Below are 15,844 nucleotides of genomic sequence, written 5' to 3'. Positions count from 1 at the left end.
CTCTGTGCGACCGTCCAGGTGTGCGCAACTCTAACCGCCACCACCCCACGCGGTGACTCTCGGGTGTCCGGGGCAGGAGGTGAGAAGTGACAGACTTGGCGTCGGCGTCGGCGCGCGGCCGTCCCACACCAGACCTACAGGAGGATCCATGGCCCAGGGGGCGCACCCGCTGCAGGACCGGCTGCTGGACTGCACCGGGCCGGACGCGCGTGAGGGGGCGCTGGAGCGGGCCGCGGCGGCGGTCCGCGCCGGCAAGGTCGTGGTGCTGCCGACGGACACCGTCTACGGGGTGGGCGCCGACGCCTTCGACGTCGTGGCCGTCGCGATGGTGCTCGCGGCCAAGCACCGCGGACGGGACATGCCCCCACCTGTGCTGGTGCCCGCGCCGAGCACGGTCGAGGGTCTGGCCGTCGACGTGCCGATGTACGCCCGCATCCTGATGCGCCAGTTCTGGCCCGGCCCGCTGACCCTCGTCGTGCGGGCCCAGCCCTCGCTGCAGTGGGACCTGGGCGAGACCAACGGCACCGTCGCCCTGCGGATGCCCGACGACGAGGTCGCCCTGGCCCTGCTCTCGGAGGTCGGTCCGATGGCGGTGACCAGCGCCAACCTCACGGGCAGCCCGGCGGCGACCACCGGGCAGGAGGCCCTGGAGCAGCTCGGCGGCGCGGTGGCGGTCTACCTCGAGGACGGGCCCCGCACCGGGGGCCTTGCCTCGACGATCGTCGACTGCACCCGCGAGGAGCCCGTCGTGCTGCGCCACGGCGCCCTGTCCGCCGACGAGCTCCGCGGCGTGCTGGGGAGCACCGTGCTGCACGACGCGCCCCCGTCGCCGGAGGGGCCCGTGGACGACGAGCCCGGGGACCGGGCGGGAGACCACGCCGACGGCCAGGTCGACGGCCACGGCGAGGAGGTCGTCGGTGCTCGGCTGGTCGGCAGCGTCGTGCCCAGCGGCGTCACCGCGCCCCGCTCGGCGGTGCGCACCCTGACGGACCGAGCAGGAGCTGCACGCACGCCCTAGAGTTGCTCCATGACCACCGCCGTGAACCCCGACACCTACTACGGCCCGAGCTTCGCCGCGCTGCTGGACCAGGACCCCGAGATCGCCGGGCTCCTGGTCTCCGAGCTCGACCGTCAGCGTACCGGCCTGCAGCTCATCGCCAGTGAGAACCAGACCAGTCCCGCGGTGCTCGCGGCGGTCGGTTCCACACTGTCCAACAAGTACGCCGAGGGCTACCCCCACGCCCGCTACTACGGGGGATGCTCGGAGGTCGACAAGGTCGAGGACCTGGCGATCGAGCGCGCGAAGAAGCTGTTCGGCGCCGACCACGCCAACGTCCAGCCGCACTCCGGCGCGAGCGCCAACATCGCCGTCTACGGGGCGTTCACCGCCCCCGGCGACACCGTCCTGGCGATGTCCCTGGACCACGGCGGCCACCTCACCCACGGCTTCAAGGTCAGCTTCTCCGGCAAGTGGTTCAACGCCGTCCACTACGGCGTGGACAAGGACACCGAGGACATCGACTACGACCAGATGGAGGCGCTGGCCAAGGAGCACCGGCCCACGATGATCTGCGCCGGCGGCTCGGCCATCCCGCGGCTCATCGACTTCGAGCGCATCCGGGCGATCTGCGACGAGGTCGGGGCGATCATGTGGATCGACGCGGCCCACTTCATCGGTCTGGTCGCCGGCAAGGTCATCCCCTCGCCGGTGCCCTACGCCGACGTCGTCTCCTTCACCACGCACAAGGTGCTGCGCGGCCCCCGCGGCGGCGCCATCGTGTGCAAGGAGGAGCACGGCAAGAAGATCGACCGTGCGGTCTTCCCGATGATGCAGGGCGGCCCGCTCATGCACGGCGTGGCCGGCAAGGCGGTCAACTTCGCCGAGTGCATGACCCCGGCCTACCAGGCCTACGCCCAGCAGGTCGTCGACAACGCCCGCGTGCTTGCCGAGTCGCTCGGGGAGAAGGGGATCCGCCCGATCACCGGCGGCACCGACACCCACCTCTCGCTGCACGACCTGCGCGGGGTCGGGGTCACCGGCGTCGACGCGGAGGCGCGCTGCGACGCTGCCGGGATCGTGCTCAACAAGAACGCGATCCCGTTCGACCCGGAGAAGCCCAACGTGGCCTCCGGCGTCCGGGTGGGCAGCCCGTCGCTCACCACCCAGGGGATGGGACCCGAGCAGATGAAGGTCGTCGCCGACCTCATCCACCGCGCGGTGACCGAGGGCGACGCCGACCCGGAGCACGCGGTCTCCCAGGAGGTCCACGCCCAGGTCGCCGAGCTGCTCACCAGCTACCCGGCCTACCCGGAGCCGGCGGCCGGCTGACCGGCGGCTCCGCCGCACACCCCGGGTATGCGGTGGAGCAGGGAGACCCCACGTGCGCGAGTTCCTCATGGTGCTGCTGACAGCAGCGGTGGTGACCTATGTCGCGACCCCGCTGGTCCGCAGGCTCGCGCTCGCGGTGGGGGCGATGACCGCGGTGCGCGACCGCGACGTGCACACCGTCCCGATCCCGCGGCTGGGCGGGGTGGCGATGCTCGTGGGCTTCGCCGCGGCGGTGCTGCTCGGCTCGCAGCTGCCCTATCTCGGGCAGCTCTTCGACACCTCCCCCCAGCTCTACGGCGTGCTCGTCGCCGCCGCGATCATCACCCTGCTCGGGGCGGTGGACGACGTGCGCGAGCTGGACTGGATGACCAAGCTCGCCGGTCAGGTGATCGCCGGGGGAGTGATGGCCTTCTTCGGTGTCCAGCTGCTGTCCCTGCCGATCGGCGGGGTGACGGTGCTGCCGGAGCCGGTCATGGTCACGCTGACGATCCTGGTCGTGGTCGTCTCGACCAACGCGGTCAACTTCATCGACGGGCTGGACGGGCTGGCGGCCGGGGTCGTGCTCATCTCCGCCTCGGCCTTCTTCGGCTGGTCCTACCTGGTCAGCACCGACTTCGACCCGCCCAACGTCTTCTCGATGGCGACCTTCATCAGCGCCGCGCTGATCGGGGTGTGCGCCGGCTTCCTGCCGCACAACTTCCACCCGGCGCGGCTCTTCATGGGCGACGCGGGGGCGCTGCTGCTCGGGCTGCTGCTCGCCGCGGCCACCATCTCGATGACCGGCTCGGTCGACCCCAGCTCCTCGCTGGCCAGCGCGTCCGCGGCCGCGGCGATCCTGCTCCCGCTGGCCATCCCGGTGGCGATCATGGCGCTTCCCTTCCTCGACATCGTGCTCGCCGTCCTGCGCCGCACCAGGGCCGGTCAGATGCCGTGGAAGCCGGACCGCGGCCACCTGCACCACCGGCTGCTGGACATCGGGCACAGCCACCGGCGGGCGGTGGTGCTGCTCTACCTGTGGTCGGCGCTGATCGCGGTGGGCGTGGTCTCCTTCGCCTACCTGCCGCCGTGGGCCTCTGTGGTCGGCATCCTGCTGCTGCTCGTCGTCGCGACCGTCCTCACGCGGCGCCCGTCCGGCCCCGGGACGGCCTCCAGACCTGCGGTTTCGTCCCACGGACCCACCTTGTGATAACTTTCACAAGCGCCCCCCGACCCCCTGGCAGGAGCATCCCCCATGACCGCGACAGCGATGCCACGCGCCGTGCGTGAGCCCGCGCTCCCCGCGGTGCGTCCGATGCTCGTGGGCGGGCTGGCGCCCTCGCTGCCCGTCGTGGTGCTGCTGCCCCTCCTGACCTGGGCCGCGGCCGGTGGCTTCGCGGCCGTCTCCGCGCTGCTGGGCGCGGTCGTCTCGGTGGTCGTCTTCGCTCTGGGCGTCCTCGGCATCCGCGGCGTCCTCGCCGGCCCGACGGCCACCACCATGGCCGGGGCGTTCGGCGTCTTCGTCGTCCAGCTCGCGTTGCTCGGCGCCGTCATCTGGTCCCTGGGCCAGACCACCTGGCTGCAGATCGTGCCCCTGGCGGTCGGTTTCCTGGTCGCCGGGCTCGTCTTCCAGGCCGGCCTGGTCGTCGGCTACCTCCGCACCCGCGCGGTGCTGGACGTCGAGCTGCCGGGGGAGGGCCGTTGAGCTACCCCGAGCCCGAGGTCGAGGGCATGGCACGGCAGACCGACATGGCCAACAAGGTCATCGGCTACCTGCTCGGCGGCCCGCTGGCGTTCGGCGGCCTCGGCCTGCTGGGCGACCGGCTGCTCGACACCTGGTTCCTGCTGCCCGTCGGGGCGGTGCTGGGCATGGGTCTGTCCTTGTACACCATCTGGCTCAGGTACGGTAGGTCATGACGTCGGCGCCCCTGATGGGTCGCGTGCGGCCCGGAGGCATGCCGCACCGTGCCCGTGACCGTGATCCTGGCCCACCGTCCCAAGAACACCCTGTGGAGGAGAACGCGTGAGTGCGACCATGGCGGCCGTAGGCCTCATCCTGCCGATGGCGGAGGGCGAGCACTTCCCGCCCACGCCCGGCAGTTTCTGGCAGCCCCTGTTCGCGATCCCGGGCACGGACTACGCCTTCACCCGTCCGATGCTGCTGATCGCCATCTCCGGCGTCGTCCTGGCGGTCTGGCTGTGGTTGACCACCCGCCACGCCGCCGTCGTCCCGGGCCGCGGCCAGTGGTACACCGAGCAGGTCTACAACTTCGCCCGCAACGGCATCGCGCGCGACATGATCGGCAGCAAGGACTTCATGCGGTTCGTGCCGTTCCTGTTCTCGCTGTTCGTCTTCATCCTGCTCAACAACCTCTTCGGCGTCATCCCGGGCTTCCAGAACCCGACCATGGCCCGCATCGGCTTCCCGATCGGGCTGACCCTCATCGTCTACGTGATGTACCACTGGGTCGGCCTGCGCAAGGCCGGCAGCATCGGTGCGTACCTCGGCGGGCTGCTGCCCAGCGGGCTGCCCGGCTGGATCAAGCCGATGATCATGTTCCTGGAGCTCATCACCTTCTTCATCACCCGGCCGCTCACGCTGGCCCTGCGACTCTTCGGCAACATGTTCGCCGGTCACATGCTCCTCGTCGTCTTCATCGTCGGCGGCTGGTACCTGTTCAAGACCTGGGACCCGGCCCTCATGGCCGTCGCGATCCCCGCCTGGATCCTGGGCGCGGCGCTGACCGCCTTCGAGGCCCTGGTGCAGTTCCTGCAGGCCTACGTCTTCGCCCTGCTGGCCGCCTCCTACCTCGGCGGCGCGCTGGCCGACGAGCACTGAGCCACGGCTCAGGGCACGACCCACAACTGAATACGCAACGAAGCCTCCGGCTGGGCGCCGCTCCGCCGGGACATCACACAGAAAGAGATTCGACGTGACTGGTGACATCACCCTGCTCGGCTACGGCGTGTCCGCGATCGGGCCGGCCATCGCCATCGGCCTCATCTTCGCGGCCTACATCAACGGTGTGGCCCGCCAGCCCGAGGCGCAGGGCAAGCTGCAGCCGATCGCCATCCTGGGCTTCGCGCTCGCGGAGGCGCTGGCCATCTTCGGCCTGGTGCTCTTCTTCATCGCCTTCTTCGTCGGCTGACGAAAACCTTCGCCCATCCAGACCAGTCCCTCAGCGCCTCCCGGCCCACCCGGCCGGCAGCATGACGGACACGTACACGTGAGGAGTCGCGCGTGGAGTTCACCACGATCGCGTCGGGCGTCCTGAAGGCTGCCGCGGAGTCCGAGCCGATGGGAGCCGGGGTCGACGCTGTCCCGATCTATCCCTACCTCCCCGAGCTCATCTTCGGCACCATCGTCTTCGCGCTCTTCTGGTGGTTCACCGCCAAGAAGATCGTCCCGAGCCTGGAGAAGGCCTACGCCGAGCGTACGGCCGCTATCGAGGGCGGGATGCAGGCTGCCGAGAAGGCCCAGGCCGAGGCTGCCGCGGCCAAGAAGCAGTACGAGGACCAGCTCGGGGACGCCCGTGCCGAGGCGGCCCGCATCCGCGAGCATGCCAAGGAGCAGGGCGCCCAGATCGTCGCCGAGATGCGCGAGCAGGCCCAGGCCGAGGCCAACCGGATCACCCAGACCGCGCACAAGCAGGTGGAGGCCGAGCGGCAGCAGGCGATGGTCCAGCTGCGCGGCGAGGTGGGCACCATCTCCACCGCCCTGGCGAGCAAGATCGTCGGCGAGTCGCTGGAGGACGAGACGCGTCAGCGCGGGATCGTCGACCGGTTCCTGGCCGACCTTGAGGCTGGCGACGTCCAGCCCGAGAAGCTCGGCGCGGGCAGCGAGCAGGGTTCCTGATGGACGCCACCTTCCGCAGGGCCTACCACGAGGCCGAGCAGGCTCTCGCGCAGGCGCTGGCCCCCGAGCGCGGCGCGGACGCGGCCCGGCTGGGCGAGGACCTCTGGGCCGTGGCCCGGGCGGTCGACGCCAGCCCGTCGCTGCGGCGCAACCTGGCGGACCCCTCGCGTGAGGCGGCCGACAAGGCGGGGCTGGCCCAGCGACTGCTCTCCGGCAAGGTCGGCGACGACGTGCTGGGCGTCGTCGGTGTCACGGTCGGGCAGCGCTGGGCGCAGCCCGGTGACGTGATCGGCGCGCTGGAGCGCCTGGGTGTCGAGGCCGTCCTGACCCACGCCCAGCGCAACGGGCGTCTGGCCCAGGTCGAGGACGAGCTGTTCCGCTTCGGCCGGGTCGTCGCCTCCAGCTCCGAGCTGCAGGGCGCGCTGGGCGACCGGCGGGCCGACGCGGCCGCGAGGAGCACGCTGGTGGACCGGCTGCTGTCGGTCAAGGCCGCGCCGGAGTCGGTGCGGCTGGCCAAGCAGGCGGTCTCCGGCACCCGCGGGCGCCGCTTCGACCACGCGCTCGAGGCCTTCCTCGAGCAGGCCGCGGCCCACCAGGACCAGGTCACCGCGACCGTCACCAGCGCGGTGCAGCTGAGCCAGGAGCAGCACGACCGCCTGGCGCGCGCCCTGAGCACGCAGTACGGCCGCCAGGTCCACACCCAGGTGGTCATCGACGAGGACGTCGTCGGTGGCATCCGGGTGGAGATCGGCGACGAGGTCATCGACGGCACGGTCAGCCACCGGCTGGCCGAGGCGCACCGGCTGCTGACCAGCTGACCACACCGCATACCCCCGAGCACGACCCATCCGGTCCGCCACAGACGAGCACGGACCTACGACGAGGAGAAGATGATGACGGAGCTTTCGATCCGTCCGGAAGAGATCCGCGACGCACTGGACCAGTTCGTCCAGTCCTACGAGCCGAGCGCCGCCTCCCGCGAGGAGGTCGGGCGCGTGGTGGACGCCGGCGACGGCATCGCCCACGTCGAGGGTCTGCCCTCGGTCATGACCAACGAGCTGCTCGAGTTCGAGGACGGCACGCTCGGCCTGGCGCTGAACCTCGACGTGCACGAGGTCGGTGTCATCGTCCTGGGTGACTTCTCCGGCCTCGGCGAGGGCCAGCCGGTCCGCCGCACGGGCGAGGTCCTGTCGGTCTCCGTCGGCGACGGCTTCCTCGGTCGGGTCGTGGACCCGCTGGGCAACCCGATCGACGGGCTCGGCGAGATCGAGACCGAGGACCGCCGCGCGCTGGAGCTGCAGGCTCCCGGCGTGATGGCGCGCAAGTCGGTGCACGAGCCGCTGCAGACCGGTATCAAGGCGATCGACTCGATGATCCCGATCGGCCGTGGCCAGCGCCAGCTGATCATCGGCGACCGGCAGACCGGCAAGACCACGGTCGCCGTCGACACGATCCTGAACCAGAAGTCCAACTGGGAGTCCGGCGACCCGGACAAGCAGGTGCGCTGCATCTACGTGGCGATCGGCCAGAAGGGCTCGACCATCGCCTCGGTGCGCAGCACCCTGGAGGAGAACGGCGCGCTGGAGTACACCACGATCGTGGCGGCGCCCGCCTCGGACTCCGCGGGCTTCAAGTACCTCGCTCCCTACACCGGCTCGGCCATCGGCCAGCACTGGATGTACCAGGGCAAGCACGTCCTCATCGTCTTCGACGACCTGTCCAAGCAGGCCGAGGCCTACCGCGCCGTGTCGTTGCTGCTGCGTCGCCCCCCGGGCCGCGAGGCCTACCCCGGCGACGTGTTCTACCTGCACAGCCGGCTGCTGGAGCGCTGCGCCAAGCTCTCCGACGAGATGGGCGCGGGCTCGATGACCGGCCTGCCGATCATCGAGACCAAGGCCGGTGACGTGTCGGCCTACATCCCGACCAACGTCATCTCGATCACCGACGGCCAGATCTACCTGCAGTCGGACCTGTTCAACTCCAACGTCCGCCCGGCGATCGACGTGGGTGTCTCGGTCTCCCGCGTCGGTGGCGCCGCGCAGATCAAGGCGATGAAGTCGGTCTCGGGCCGCCTCAAGGTCGACCTCGCCCAGTTCCGGGAGATGGAGGCCTTCGCGATGTTCGCCTCCGACCTCGACGCCGCGTCCAAGGCGCAGCTCGAGCGCGGTGCGCGGATGGTCGAGATCCTCAAGCAGCCGCAGTCCTCGCCGGTCCCGGTCGAGGAGCAGGTCGCGATCATCTGGGCCGGCACCAACGGCCACATCGACAGCGTGCCGGTCTCCGACGTGCGCCGCTTCGAGGCCGACTGGGTGGACTACCTGCGCCGCGAGCAGCAGGGTCTGCTGGACGGCATCCGCGAGTCCGGCAAGCTGGGCGACGACACCGAGGCCACCCTGGTGGAGTCGATGGAGTCCTTCAAGCAGGAGTTCGACCCGGACAGCAGCCGTGAGGTCCGCACCGGATCGGACGAGGACTTCGACAACATCGACGGCCTGGAGTCCGAGGACGTCGACCAGGAGCAGATCAAGGTCCGCCGGCGCTGAGGCACCAGGAGGTATGACGCGGGGCCGGCCGGTCCCGCCCGCCGGCTCCACGTCATACCCCACCAGCACCGACCACCACCCTCGACGCACGAGTCCAACGAGAGAGGCGAGATATGGGAGCGCAGCAGCGGGAGTACCGCCAGCGCAGCCGGTCCGTCCAGTCGACCAAGAAGATCACGCGGGCGATGGAGCTCATCGCCGCCTCACGCGTGGTCAAGGCCCGCCAGCGCGTGGCGCAGACGACGCCCTACGCCAACGCGATCACCCGTGCGGTGTCCGCCGTCGCCAGCTATGCCGACGTCGAGCACCCGCTGACGACCGAGCGGGAGACCGTCCGGCGCGCCGGTGTGCTCATCATCACCAGCGACCGCGGCCTCGCCGGCGCCTACTCGGGCAACGTGCTCAAGCGCAGCGAGCAGCTGCGCGAGCTGCTGGTGGAGGACGAGGGCAAGGAGATGGTGCCCTACCTGACCGGGCGCAAGGCCGAGGGCTACTTCAAGTTCCGCGGCCGCTCCTTCGAGCAGAGCTGGTCGGGCTTCTCCGACGCCCCGACCTTCGAGCTGGCGCGCGAGATCGCCCAGCGGCTGACGGCGGACTTCGTCGCCGGGTCCGAGAACGGCGGCGTGGACGAGATCCACGTCGTCTCCACCCGGTTCATCACGATGGTGACCCAGGAGGTGCAGGTCGTCCGCCTGCTGCCGCTGGAGGTCGTCGAGGACGAGGCTCCGGAGCAGGCCGAGGACATCTACCCGCTCTACGAGTTCGAGCCGGACGGTCCGCAGGTGCTCGACGCGCTGCTGCCGAAGTACGTCACCTCCCGGATCTGGAACGCGCTGCTGCAGGCGTCCGCCTCCGAGCTGGCTGCCCGACAGCGGGCGATGAAGTCGGCGACGGACAACGCCGAGGAGCTCATCAAGACCTACACCCGGCTGGCGAACCAGGCCCGCCAGGCCGAGATCACCCAAGAGATCAGCGAAATCGTGGGCGGCGCGAGCGCCCTCGCGGACGCCAAGTGAGAAGGAAGCAACAGTCATGACTGCTACCACTGACGCTCCGGCCAGCGACGCCGGGCAGACGCAGGGCGGCGTGGGTCGCCTGTCCCGGATCATCGGGCCGGTCGTCGACGTCGAGTTCCCCCCCGGCCAGATGCCTGCGCTCTACAACCTGCTCAAGACCGAGGTCGACCTGGGCGACGGGCCCAAGACGATCAACCTCGAGGTCGCCCAGGGCATCGGCGACAACATGGTCCGCGCGATCTCCCTGCAGCCCACCGACGGCCTCGTCCGCGGCGCCGCGGTGCAGGACACCGGCGGCCCGATCACCGTCCCGGTGGGTGACGTGACCCTCGGCCACGTGTTCAACGCCACCGGTGACGTGCTCGACCTGCCGGAGGGGGAGACCCTCGAGATCACCGAGCGCTGGGGCATCCACCGCTCGGCGCCGGCCTTCGACCAGCTGGAGCCCAAGACCCAGATGTTCGAGACCGGCATCAAGGTCATCGACCTGCTCACCCCCTACGTGCTGGGCGGCAAGATCGGCCTGTTCGGCGGCGCCGGCGTGGGCAAGACGGTGCTCATCCAGGAGATGATCGCCCGTGTCGCCCGCGACCACGGTGGTGTCTCGGTGTTCGCCGGCGTCGGCGAGCGCACCCGCGAGGGCAACGACCTCATCGTCGAGATGGAGGAGGCCGGGGTCCTCGGCCAGACCGCCCTGGTCTTCGGCCAGATGGACGAGCCGCCGGGCACCCGCCTGCGGGTGGCGCTGTCCGCACTGACGATGGCGGAGTACTTCCGCGACGTGCAGAAGCAGGACGTGCTGCTCTTCATCGACAACATCTTCCGGTTCACCCAGGCCGGCTCGGAGGTCTCCACGCTGCTGGGACGCATGCCGTCCGCGGTGGGCTACCAGCCCAACCTGGCCGACGAGATGGGCACCCTGCAGGAGCGGATCACCTCCACCCGTGGTCACTCGATCACCTCGATGCAGGCGATCTACGTGCCGGCGGACGACTACACCGACCCGGCCCCGGCCACGACCTTCGCCCACCTCGACGCGACGACCGAGCTCTCCCGCCCGATCGCCTCGATGGGGATCTACCCGGCCGTGGACCCGCTGACCTCGACCAGCCGGATCCTGGACCCGCGCTACATCACCCGCGAGCACTACGACACGGCGGTCCGGGTCAAGTCGATCCTGCAGCGCTACAAGGAGCTGCAGGACATCATCGCGATCCTCGGTATCGACGAGCTGTCCGAGGAGGACAAGATCCTCGTCGGCCGCGCGCGCCGCATCCAGCGCTTCCTGTCGCAGAACACCTACGTCGCCAAGCAGTTCACCGGCATCGAGGGTTCGACGGTCCCGCTCTCCGACACCATCGAGGCCTTCACCAAGGTCGCGGACGGCGAGTACGACCACGTGCCGGAGCAGGCCTTCTTCATGTGCGGTGGCCTCGACGACGTCGAGCGCCAGGCCGCCGAGCTGGAGAAGAACAGCTGAGCGCCTGAACCCTTTCGTCGCTGACGCGGGGCCGGTGAGTCGCAAAGACTCACCGGCCCTTCGTCATACCCCCGCCCACGAGGGGTTCCTACGTGACGTAGGAGGATAATGGGCCCGTGATCACCGTCGACACCGCGACCCTGGGGGCCGAGCTGCGCGCCCTGCCCGAGAGCCCGCGCGTCGTCGCGTCCGGCAACCACAGCATCCCCTGGGAGCTGGTGCGGCTGCTGGACGAGCACGTGGAGCGCTACGTGCTCAACACGCTCAACGGACCGCCCGGGCTGCCGGAGCGGGAGGGCGTGGTCATGGAGACGAGCTTCGTCGGGGCGGGCCAGCGCCGGCACCCGGGGCTGCGCTACATACCCTCCCGGCTGTCGCTGGTGCCGGTGCTCCTGCGGCGCTCGCTGCCGGTGGACGCGGTCCTGCTGCACTGCTCGCCGCCCCGCGACGGCGTGGTCTCGCTCGGGATCGAGGTCAATGTGCTGCCGGCCGCGATCGAGGCGTGCCGGGAGCGTGGCGGGCTCGTCGTGGCCCAGGTCAACGACCGGATGCCCTACACCTACGGCGACGCGCTGGTGCCGGTCGAGCACATCGACGTGGCGCTCGAGGTGAGCAGCCTGCTGCCGACGCCGCCGCCGCCGGGGCCGCTCGGCGACGACGCCCGGACCATCGGTGCACGGGTGGCGGCGGTGGTGCCGGACGGCGCCACCCTGCAGATGGGGATCGGCGCGGTCCCGGACGCGGTGCTCGCCGCCCTCACCGGGCACCGGGGTCTGCGGCTGTGGACCGAGATGTTCTCCGACGGACTGCTGGCGCTCGAGGCCGCCGGCGCGCTCGACCCCGACCACCCGCTGACGACGTCCTTCCTCTTCGGCACCCAGGACCTGTACGACTGGCTGGACCGCAACCGGCGGGTCCACCTGCTGCGCACCGAGCGCACGAACGACCCGGCGCTCATCGCCCGCCAGCGCCAGATGACCTCGATCAACACGGCGCTGGAGGTCGACCTCTTCGGCCAGGCCAACGCCTCGCGCATCGGCGCGCGGATCCACAGCGGCTTCGGCGGGCAGACGGACTTCATCGTCGGGGCGCTGCACTCCCAGGGCGGGCAGGCGATCATGGCGCTGCGCTCCTGGCACCCCAGGGCGGACGTGTCGACGATCGTGCCGATGGTCGAGGAGCCGGTGACCTCCTTCCAGTCCTCGGCGATCATCACCGAGCAGGGGACCGCGCCGCTGCTGGGACACTCCGAGAAGGAGCAGGCCGCTCATCTCATCGAGCAGGCGGCCCACCCGCGCGTGCGCGAGGAGCTGTGGGAGGAGGCTCACCACCTCGGCCTGGCGTAGAGCGGTGGGCGGGGCCGGGAGTGGCCGACGACGGGCGCGCGTGGGCGCCCGCGAGGACCGGTAGACTGGATCCACCTGTCTGACGTCTCCGCTGAGAGGACACAACCGCTGTGAGTGCACTGAGGGTCGAGCTCGTCGCCGCCGACCGCAAGGTCTGGGAGGGCGAGGCCGCGAGCGTCAGCGCCCGGAGCATCGACGGGGAGCTCGGGATCCTGCCGGGGCACACGCCCCTGCTGGGGGTCCTGGTGACCGGTGATGTCCGCATCCACACCGGCGGCGGCGACGAGACCGTCACCATCGACAGCGGCTTCCTGTCCGTCGACCACGACCGCGTGGTCATCGTCGCCGACAACGTCGACGCCGCCTCTCTGACCTCCTCGCAGACCGCCTGAGCAGAGCATGTCGGAGAGCCTCTTCCTGGTGATCCTCGCCGCGCTGGGCGCGCTGATGATCGTGGCTCTCGGGCTGATCCTGTTCCGGCTGTTCGGCGACCAGGGTCTGATCTGTCCGCCGATGCCGGCGGCCTACCGCGGCGAGAGCAGCGGAGACACGTGGCGCCGTGGCACCCTGCGCTTCACCGAGGACCGTCTGACCCTGCGCGGGTCGGGCGGTCTTTCCGTCGGCCCCTGGCTGCGCGCCCACCTCGACCTGGGCATCGCCAGCGCGGTGACGGGGCCGGAGGCCGACGAGCTGGGCCGGGCCGACCTCATCCAGGTGCCGGTGAGCTACGGCACGTCCTCCTTCGACCTGGCCCTGGGTGAGGGGCACTACACCGCTCTGCGCGCGTGGGTCGAGGCCGTGCCGCCCGGATGGCGCGGCGCCCGCGTCGCCTGAAGGTGGACCGGGCGCGCACGCCATACCCCCTGATCAGTCCTGCGGCAGGGGAGCCGGGGCCTCCGGGCCGCTGTAGCGGGCCGAGGGACGGAAGATGCGCGGGCTGGCCGTCTGCTCGAGGATGTGCGCGCCCCAGCCGACCACGCGTGCGGTGGCGAAGGTCGGCGTGAACATTTCGCGCGGGATGCCGCACTGCTCCATGACGACCCCGGCGTAGTACTCGACGTTGGTGTGCAGCTCGCGGCCGGGCTTGAGCTCGGCGAGCGCGGCGACGACCTCCTCCTCGACCCGGACCGCGAGGTCGGCGAGCGGGCCGCCGAGCTCCAGGGCGATCCCGCGCAGCAGCGCCGCCCGTGGGTCCGTGGTGCGGTAGACGGCGTGCCCGAAGCCCATGATGCGCTCCCCGGCGGCGACCCGCCCGCGCACCCACCCCCTGGCTCTCCCAGGGGCGCCGATCTCGTCGAGCGCGTCCAGCGCCCGGTCGGGGGCGCCGCCGTGCAACGGCCCGGCGAAGGTGCCGATCGCGGCGCAGACCGCCGAGGCGACGTCGCTGCCGGCGGAGGTCACCACGCGGGCGGCGAACGTCGAGGCGCTGAAGCCGTGGTCGATCGTGCTGGTCAGGTATGCCGTGATCGCCGCCCGGTGCTCCGGCGCCGGCAGGCGGCCGGTGAGCATCCACAGCCAGCTGCCGGCGGCGCCGAGCTCGGGGCGCGGGGCGAGCGGCTCCTCGCCGCGGCGGAGCCGGAAGAGCGCGGCCTGGATCGTCGGCACCGCCGCCACCAGGCGCAGCACGTCAGCACGCACGCGCTCGGCGTCGGAGCCCCAGGTGGGCGGGAACTGCTCCAGGGCGCCGAGGTGGGAGACGACGGTGCGCAGCCGGGCGAGGGAGGCGCGGCCGGCCCCGGTGCGGGCGACGGCCGGCAGCAGCTCGTCCAGCTCCGGCGGGAGCCAGGAGAGGCCGGACAGGCGCTCGCGGAAGGCGGCCGACTCCTGCGGCGTCGGCAGGTGCCCCTCGAGCATGAGGTGGCAGACGTCCTCGAAGGAGCGCTGCCGCGCGAGCTCGACGGCGGAGTACTGCCGGAAGTGGTAGAAACCCTGCTGCCCTCGCACGTCGCCGGTCGCGGTGTCCGCGACGACGACGCCCTTGAGTCCGGCCGGGGCGATGATCGTGTCCATGGGTCGAGGTTCGCGCTAGTATTGAGTGTCTGTCAACGTTGATCGGGTCAAGGTGGGAGCGCAGCGATGACCCCGGACGGCACGCTGAGCACGGTCCAGGTCGCGGCCTACCTGGGGGTGAAGGTCGAGACGGTCTACGCCTACGTGAGCCGCGGCGTGCTCACGCCGGTGCGACGCGGCGGGCCGGGAGGCAGCCTCTTCGACGCCGAGGAGGTGGCGGACCTGCGCGACGGGGTCCGGCGGCCCGCCGCCCGCGCGGCCGCCGGGGCTTCGGTGGAGGTGCGCACACGGCTGACCCAGGTGATGACCGGCCCTGACCGGCTCGCGTACCGGGGCAGGGACGTCGTGCAGCTGTCGCGGACCGCGACCTTCGAGGAGGTCTGCACCCTGCTGTGGCAGCAGGAGGAGCCGGTGCCCGTGCCGACGGCGCAGGAGAGCGAGGAGCTGGCGCGGCTGCTCGCGGCGCTGCCGCCGCAGACCTCCGCGCTCGACCGCTTCAAGCACGCGGTGCTGCTCGAGGGCGGCACCGACCACGGCCGGCACGACCGGCGGCCCGGGGCGTTCGTGGCCGCGGGCGCGCGGATCATGGGTCTGCTGGTGCGCGCGCTGGCGGAGGGGACCGGCGCGGCGGCTCCGGCTGCTGAGCGCGGCACCGTGGCGGCGCGGGTGGCGGCAGCGCTCGGGACCGACCGGGTCGAGGACGTCGACGCGACGCTGGTGCTGCTGGCCGACCACGACATGGCCGTCTCGACGACGGCGCTGCGGGTCGCGGTCTCGGGCGGGGCCGACCTGTCCACCGCGCTGCTCGCGGCGCTCGCCGCCGCCGACAGCCCGCTGCACGTGGGTGCCCCGTCGGTGGCCCACGGCTGGCTGCGGGCGGCGCTGGAGGACCCGCGCGCGGCGCTCGGTGCCGCGCTGGCCGCCGAGCGGCCGCCGGCCGGCTTCGGGCACGTCGTCTACCGGGAGGCTGACCCGCGTGCGGACGAGCTCTACCGGCGACTGCGGGAGCGGTGCCCGGGCGAGGTCGTCGAGGCGGTCGACCTGCTGGCCGGGGAGCTGCTGGAGCGGCGCGGGTGGCCGATGACGGTGGATCTGCCCCTCGCGCTGTGGGCGCTGGTCGACGGACTGCCGCGGGAGACCGGCTCGGCGGTCTTCGCGCTCGCGCGGACGGCCGGGTGGGTCGCGCACGCGGTCGAGGAGCTGGCCGAGCCGGGGATGCGGTTCCGCCTCACGGGGCTCTACACGGGGGAGCGCTGAGGACAGCGCCTGCCGGTCTCGGGGTGCGCCG

17 protein-coding genes are annotated in these 15,844 nt (G+C 71.5%); 16 read left to right on the top strand and 1 reads right to left on the bottom strand.

Annotation, left to right across the window (positions count from 1 at the left end; translation table 11 throughout):
- The first annotated feature begins 148 nt into the window (after nt 1–148).
- From DV701_RS08325 to DV701_RS08255, 15 genes are all read left to right on the top strand, one after another.
- Complete coding sequence (locus DV701_RS08325) at nt 149–1,018, top strand: L-threonylcarbamoyladenylate synthase (protein WP_114927900.1); 870 nt, start codon at nt 149–151, stop codon at nt 1,016–1,018.
- A 9-nt stretch (nt 1,019–1,027) separates the two neighbouring features.
- Nucleotides 1,028–2,329, top strand: coding sequence for a serine hydroxymethyltransferase (locus DV701_RS08320; RefSeq protein ID WP_114927899.1), 1,302 nt, complete (start codon nt 1,028–1,030; stop codon nt 2,327–2,329).
- A gap of 52 nt (nt 2,330–2,381) precedes the next feature.
- Nucleotides 2,382–3,515 carry a glycosyltransferase family 4 protein gene (locus tag DV701_RS08315; RefSeq protein WP_114927898.1) on the top strand — a complete coding sequence of 378 codons (1,134 nt, stop codon included), beginning with the start codon at nt 2,382–2,384 and terminating at the stop codon, nt 3,513–3,515.
- A 45-nt stretch (nt 3,516–3,560) separates the two neighbouring features.
- The gene (locus DV701_RS08310; RefSeq protein ID WP_114927897.1) at nt 3,561–4,010 is read left to right on the top strand and encodes a hypothetical protein; all 450 of its coding nucleotides are present in this window, start codon (nt 3,561–3,563) and stop codon (nt 4,008–4,010) included.
- The gene (locus DV701_RS08305; RefSeq protein WP_228255282.1) at nt 4,007–4,222 is read left to right on the top strand and encodes a hypothetical protein; all 216 of its coding nucleotides are present in this window, start codon (nt 4,007–4,009) and stop codon (nt 4,220–4,222) included. The genes DV701_RS08310 and DV701_RS08305 overlap by 4 nt, the downstream gene beginning before the upstream one ends.
- Before the next feature lie 106 nt (nt 4,223–4,328).
- The gene (gene atpB, locus DV701_RS08300; RefSeq protein WP_228255281.1) at nt 4,329–5,144 is read left to right on the top strand and encodes a F0F1 ATP synthase subunit A; all 816 of its coding nucleotides are present in this window, start codon (nt 4,329–4,331) and stop codon (nt 5,142–5,144) included.
- A gap of 94 nt (nt 5,145–5,238) precedes the next feature.
- On the top strand, nt 5,239–5,454 hold the full coding sequence (locus DV701_RS08295) for an ATP synthase F0 subunit C (RefSeq protein WP_114927895.1): 216 nt from the start codon (nt 5,239–5,241) through the stop codon (nt 5,452–5,454).
- Between the two features lie 149 nt (nt 5,455–5,603).
- Nucleotides 5,604–6,161: a F0F1 ATP synthase subunit B gene (locus DV701_RS08290; protein WP_114930922.1), complete on the top strand. Its 558-nt coding sequence runs from the start codon at nt 5,604–5,606 to the stop codon at nt 6,159–6,161.
- Complete coding sequence (locus tag DV701_RS08285) at nt 6,161–6,979, top strand: F0F1 ATP synthase subunit delta (protein ID WP_114927894.1); 819 nt, start codon at nt 6,161–6,163, stop codon at nt 6,977–6,979. Before DV701_RS08290 ends, DV701_RS08285 begins: the two co-directional genes overlap by 1 nt.
- Nucleotides 6,980–7,054: 75 nt before the next feature.
- The gene (atpA, locus tag DV701_RS08280) at nt 7,055–8,704 is read left to right on the top strand and encodes a F0F1 ATP synthase subunit alpha (protein WP_114927893.1); all 1,650 of its coding nucleotides are present in this window, start codon (nt 7,055–7,057) and stop codon (nt 8,702–8,704) included.
- A 113-nt stretch (nt 8,705–8,817) separates the two neighbouring features.
- A complete protein-coding gene (locus tag DV701_RS08275; RefSeq protein WP_114927892.1) occupies nt 8,818–9,720 on the top strand; it encodes a F0F1 ATP synthase subunit gamma in 903 nt (300 codons plus the stop codon).
- A 16-nt stretch (nt 9,721–9,736) separates the two neighbouring features.
- Complete coding sequence (gene atpD, locus DV701_RS08270) at nt 9,737–11,200, top strand: F0F1 ATP synthase subunit beta (RefSeq protein WP_114927891.1); 1,464 nt, start codon at nt 9,737–9,739, stop codon at nt 11,198–11,200.
- A gap of 116 nt (nt 11,201–11,316) precedes the next feature.
- Nucleotides 11,317–12,546: an acetyl-CoA hydrolase/transferase family protein gene (locus tag DV701_RS08265; RefSeq protein ID WP_114927890.1), complete on the top strand. Its 1,230-nt coding sequence runs from the start codon at nt 11,317–11,319 to the stop codon at nt 12,544–12,546.
- A 110-nt stretch (nt 12,547–12,656) separates the two neighbouring features.
- Nucleotides 12,657–12,938: a F0F1 ATP synthase subunit epsilon gene (locus DV701_RS08260; RefSeq protein ID WP_114927889.1), complete on the top strand. Its 282-nt coding sequence runs from the start codon at nt 12,657–12,659 to the stop codon at nt 12,936–12,938.
- A 7-nt stretch (nt 12,939–12,945) separates the two neighbouring features.
- A complete protein-coding gene (locus tag DV701_RS08255) occupies nt 12,946–13,380 on the top strand; it encodes a DUF2550 family protein (protein ID WP_114927888.1) in 435 nt (144 codons plus the stop codon).
- Between the two features lie 33 nt (nt 13,381–13,413).
- Here DV701_RS08255 and DV701_RS08250 read toward each other — a convergent pair whose 3' ends face one another.
- On the bottom strand, nt 13,414–14,556 hold the full coding sequence (locus DV701_RS08250; protein WP_114927887.1) for a citrate/2-methylcitrate synthase: 1,143 nt from the start codon (nt 14,554–14,556) through the stop codon (nt 13,414–13,416).
- 66 nt (nt 14,557–14,622) lie between these two features.
- Here DV701_RS08250 and DV701_RS08245 point away from each other — a divergent pair, with 66 nt between their 5' ends.
- The gene (locus DV701_RS08245) at nt 14,623–15,813 is read left to right on the top strand and encodes a citrate/2-methylcitrate synthase (RefSeq protein ID WP_114927886.1); all 1,191 of its coding nucleotides are present in this window, start codon (nt 14,623–14,625) and stop codon (nt 15,811–15,813) included.
- Nucleotides 15,814–15,844: the final 31 nt, after the last annotated feature.

The organism is Ornithinimicrobium avium (assembly GCF_003351765.1).
Taxonomy (GTDB): Bacteria; Actinomycetota; Actinomycetes; order Actinomycetales; family Dermatophilaceae; genus Ornithinicoccus; species Ornithinicoccus avius.
The sequence above is the reverse complement of the archived record's forward strand: the minus strand, read 5'-3'. Positions and strand labels throughout refer to the sequence as shown.